The following is a 4,745-nucleotide window of genomic DNA, read 5'->3' on the forward strand; positions in this document are numbered from 1 at the left end:
ATCGGACGCCGAGCGGCGGCGTCTGCGCCGCCACAGGGAGAAGCCGCCATACCCCAGGCTCAGCACGACGGCATAGAGCACCTGGGTGGCGAGGGCCAGCAGCACCAGGGCACAGAGCAGCACGCTGAGGCCCGCCAGCCCCTTGCCGGTCCCCGACAACAAGCGCCAGCCGGCCGCCATGCAGAGCAGATAGACCAGCACGAAGTTGCCATTGGCGTAGCGGATCAGCGCATCGAGGGGCAGACGCAGCCAGAGGATCAGGGTGATGGAGACGAAACAGATGGCGAGCACCCAGGCAAGGGCATGCAGGGGAGCGCCCCGGGCCGAGAGGCGAGAGAGGGAGACCGGCAGTTTGCCCTCCCGCGCCATGCTCCAGATAAGACGCGCAAAACCTTGCAGGTAGATGTTGATGCTGGCGAAGCAGGAGAGATAGCCCAGCACCGCCACCAGCCACTTGGCGGTGGGGCCGAACAGCAGGGAGAGCAGGGCCGGAATGGCGGTGGCATTGGTCGCCTCGTCCCCGTAGAGGTCATATTTGAGCACCACCAGCGAGTGTACCCAGTAGATGAGCCCCGCCAGCAGCACGCCCCCCAGCAGGGCAAGGGGGTAGTCCCGCTCTGGCCGCTTGAACTCCTCCCCCATGTGGGCGAAAGCCTCGAGCCCCACGAAACACCAGAACATCACCGCCAGCGCCGAGCCCATGGCGGGCCACTCGCTCGCCGTTGGCAGAGGCTGGGCGGCATCGCGCCAGCTGAGATCCCCCTTGACCCAGATAAGCAGGGTGAGCCCCAGAATGGCCAGGGCGATCAGCAGTTGCAGGTTGCCGGAGGAGCGCGCTCCCCGCAGCCCCAGCAGAAAGACCCCGAGCAGGGTGAGCAGCTGGATGCCCCAGAGGGTCCACTCCCCCATGTCGAACAGGGCGTGCCAGAAACCGGCGGCGATGGTGAGGGCGGCAGGCAGGCCCACCGGCAGCACCGCCAGAAACAGGAAAGCGGAGAAGCGCTCGGCGCCGTTGCCAAAGGCGAGGCCAATCAGATGGGGCGCGCCACCCGCGTGGGGATAACGCCGCCCGAGGCGGGCGAAGGTAAAGGCGATGGGCAGCACCAGGGCAATCAGCAGCAACCAGGCCCACAGCGACGCCCCTCCCGCCAGCGAGGCGGCGGTGGCCGGTACCACGAAGATCCCGGTACCGAGCAGGGAGGTGGCGAGCAGCCCCATCCCCTGCCAGAGCCCGAGATCCTTTTTCAACCCAGACATATCCTGTTGTCCCGTCTAGAAAAACATCCCGCCATGTTAGGCCGCCACCACCGCTTTGTTAAGCATTTGTGCCCATAAAAAAACCGCCCCGGGGGGCGGCTTTCTCACAGGGATGAACGCTGTCATCAGGCAATCAGCTTGTAGATGATGCCGGACATGGCGATGAGGCCGATGAGGGTCACGAAGCCGTTGCTGAGGTTGCCGGCATATTTGCGCATGGCCGGTACCTTGGCGATGGCGTACATCGGCATCAGGAAGAGCAGCATGGCGATGATGGGGCCGCCCAGATCTTCAATCATGCCGAGGATGCTCGGGTTGATGGTGGCCACGGCCCAGGTGGTCAGGATCATGAAGACCGCGGTCACCTTGTTCAGCTGCTTGACGTCGACGTTCTTGCCCTTCTCGCGCAGGGACTTGGCCATCAGGCCGTTCATGCCCTCTTGCGCACCCAGGTAGTGACCCAGGAAGGACTTGCTGATGGCAACCATGGCGATGAGCGGTGCCACGGTGGCGATCACCGGGTTGTCGAAGTGGTTGGCCAGGTAGGAGAGGATGGAGATGTTCTGCTCCTTGGCCGCCGCCAGGTCAGCCGGGGAGAGGCTCAGCACGCAGCTGAACACGAAGAACATCACTGTCATCACCATCATGACGTGGGCGCCCAGCAGGATGTTGCTGCACTTCTTCTCGGCGTTGGCGCCGTAGCGGCCTTTGTTGTCCACCGCGAAGGAGGAGATGATCGGGGAGTGGTTGAAGGAGAACACCATCACCGGGATGGCCAGCCACAGGGTCTTGATGAAGTCGCCGTTGAAGGCCTCACCCAGCGCAGGGGCTTCGGTGATGATGGCACCGTTCCAGTGCGGGATCAGGTAGACCGCCAGGCCCATCAGGGTGACCACGAACGGGAAGACCAGCACGCTCATCGCCTTGACGATGACCTGGCCGCCCAGGCGAACGATCGCCATCAGACCCAGGATCAGCACCAGGGAGAGGATGGCACGGGGAGGTGCCGTCATGCCCAGCTGGTGCACCATCAGGCTCTCGACGGTGTTGGTGATGGCCACGGAGTACATCAGCAGGATGGGGTAGATGGCGAAGAAGTAGAGCAGGGTGATGAACTTGCCTGCGGTCTTGCCGAAGTGCTCTTCCACCACCTCGGTGATGTCGCCGTCACGGGTGGAGCCGGACAGCACGAAGCGGGTCAGGCCACGGTGGGCGAAGAAGGTCAGCGGCAGGGCCAGGATCAGCATGGCGACCAGCGGCCACAGGCCACCGACACCGGCATTGATCGGCAGGAAGAGGACACCGGCGCCGATGGCGGTACCGTACAGACCCAGCATCCAGACCACGTCGGCCTTGTTGATGCCACGGGAGGAGGCTTTGCTCAAGCTGCCTTCAACTGCAATGTTCATGTCAGACATAGGGGTGTTCCTGTCATCAAGGAAAGTGGGATCTTAACTTGTCAGTGGGCCTGGGCCCGGTTCCTTTCCCTGGAACTCCAGCTATTCGTCCTGTTTGTTCCTCCGCCCCGGCCATCCGGCCGCCACTCCCTGTGGCAACCTGATTGCAACAAACACGGGCGGGGAGTCGTAATACAGAGGGGATCGTGCTCGCTCGTTAACAACGGGATAACGCTCACCTCATCCGATGAGATGACTCTAGTTAAAAGGCACTATTAATCACAGCGTTTTTTTGAATTAATCAACCAAAGTTTGATTGGAATCGCCTTTCCGTCGCTTCAGATCACACTTGAATCGCCATATTGCGATTTTTTTTTAACATATAAACTTTTTGGTGTGATCCACCTCACCTTGAGGCGCGCAACAATTTTGTCACAACCCCCTCATTGCCCCCCGATTGTCTCCCGTCGCCCCATGGCGTACCCTTTGTGTCCGCCCCTTTTCTGCGTACCGACCATGACCCTCTCCCGCACCGATCTCGCCGAGCTGGCCGTGTTTGCCGCCGTCGCCCGTCACCGCAGTTTCAGCAAGGCCGCCCTCGAGCTCGGGGTCTCCGCCTCGGCCCTGAGTCATGCCCTCAAAGGGCTGGAGAGTCGCCTGGCCGTCAGGCTGCTCAATCGCAGCACCCGGGCCGTGGTGCCGACCGAGGCAGGAGAACGGCTGCTGGCCCAGGTACTGCCGACCCTGGGGCAACTGGAGGCGGCACTGGCGGAGCTGACGCGCCACGCGGGCGAACCCGTGGGCAGGCTCAGGCTCTGTGCCCCCCGAGCCGCCATCCAGGAAGTGCTGGCCCCGGTGCTCATCGACTATCTGGTGCGCTACCCGCGCATGCAGGTGGAGGTGGAGGAGCTGGAGCTGATGCCCCGCCTCATCGAGGATGGCTACGACGCCGCCCTCTTCTACGGCGACCTGCTGCCCCAGGAAATGATCTCGGTTCCCCTGGGCCCGCAGCAGCGCTATCTGGTGGTGGGCTCCCCCGACTATCTGGCACGGCGTGGCACCCCTCGCCACCCCTCGGATCTGCGCCAGCACGACTGCATCGGCTACCGGCTCACGCCCCATCACCACTATCGCTGGGCCTTTGCCGCCGAGGGGGAACTGCTGGAGATCGAAGTGACGGGCCCGCTCACCACCAGCACGCCCGCGCTCTACCTGGGGGCGGCCGAGGCGGGGCTCGGGCTTGCCTACTGCCATGAAGGGGAGGTGTTCGACGCCTTGGCATCGGGGCGGCTGGTGAGCGTGCTGGATGACTGGAGCCCCAGCTTTGCCGGGTTCAACCTCTTCTATCCGGGCCGGCACCAGCTGGGGCAAGGGCTGCGAGCCCTGATCGACATGCTGAAGGAGTATCACAGGATCCGTTGATTGATGAGCTTTATTCAGCAATTCATCAAATGAAAGCCTGATTATCAATTAAACCATAAGAAACTAGACTGTCTGCTCGATTCTGGCCCTTTTCCCGAGTACAGATATGTCCGCCTACTTCCGCCTGCGTCAACGGGCCATGGCCCGCCGTTTCTGGGGCTATGCCCTCCCCTCCGTCATGGCCATGCTGGTCTCCGGCGCCTACTACCTGGTGGACGGCATCTTCGTCGGCCACTACGTGGGGGCCGCCGGCCTTGCCGGCATCAACCTGGTCTATCCGGTCATCATGGTGCTCATCGGCCTCGCCGCCATGATCGCCATGGGGGCCGCCACCGCCATCTCCTTCCAGCAGGGCGCCAGGAACCTCGCTCTGGCCCGCCAGGCTCTGGTCAGCGCCCTCTGGCTGCTGCTGATCCTGGGCACGGTAGCGCCGCTGCTGCTGCACCACTGGCACACCGATATCCTGCAGGCCCTGGGAATGACCCCCGGCACCGACACCTGGCAGCAGGCCAGCGACTACCTCACCTGGATTGGCGGTGGCACCCTGCTGCTCGCCAGCAACCTGGCGGTGCCCTACCTGCTTCGCAACGACGGCCGCCCTCGCCTCGCCATGGTACTGGTGAGCGGCGGCGCCCTCCTCAACATCCTGCTCAACTACATCATGGTGGG

General features: G+C 63.3%; 3 protein-coding genes and 1 pseudogene. 2 read left to right on the forward strand and 2 right to left on the reverse strand.

Annotated elements, in window-relative coordinates:
- A partial coding sequence (gene yjeH, locus AACR77_RS01220) for an L-methionine/branched-chain amino acid transporter (protein ID WP_042879307.1) occupies positions 1–1,257 on the reverse strand: 1,257 nt, incomplete at its 3' end.
- Positions 1,258–1,382: 125 nt separating this feature from the next.
- A complete protein-coding gene (locus AACR77_RS01225; protein ID WP_039039437.1) occupies positions 1,383–2,675 on the reverse strand; it encodes an HAAAP family serine/threonine permease in 1,293 nt (430 codons plus the stop codon).
- Positions 2,676–3,170: 495 nt separating this feature from the next.
- Between AACR77_RS01225 and AACR77_RS01230 the strand changes: the two genes are divergently transcribed.
- Both AACR77_RS01230 and AACR77_RS23065 read left to right on the forward strand, forming a co-directional pair.
- Positions 3,171–4,076, forward strand: coding sequence for a LysR family transcriptional regulator (locus AACR77_RS01230; protein WP_039039436.1), 906 nt, complete (start codon positions 3,171–3,173; stop codon positions 4,074–4,076).
- A 106-nt stretch (positions 4,077–4,182) separates the two neighbouring features.
- Positions 4,183–4,745, forward strand: a pseudogene (locus AACR77_RS23065) (MATE family efflux transporter); the annotation flags it as partial.

The sequence above is a fragment of the Aeromonas sp. ZOR0002 genome, from assembly GCF_963866995.1.
Lineage (GTDB): Bacteria > Pseudomonadota > Gammaproteobacteria > Enterobacterales > Aeromonadaceae > Aeromonas > Aeromonas caviae.

Coding starts and splice junctions, on each gene's coding strand:
- AACR77_RS01225 (WP_039039437.1), bottom strand. CDS start 2,675: ATGTCTGACATGAACATTGCAGTTGAAGGCAGCTTGAGCAAAGCCTCC.
- AACR77_RS01230 (WP_039039436.1), top strand. CDS start 3,171: ATGACCCTCTCCCGCACCGATCTCGCCGAGCTGGCCGTGTTTGCCGCC.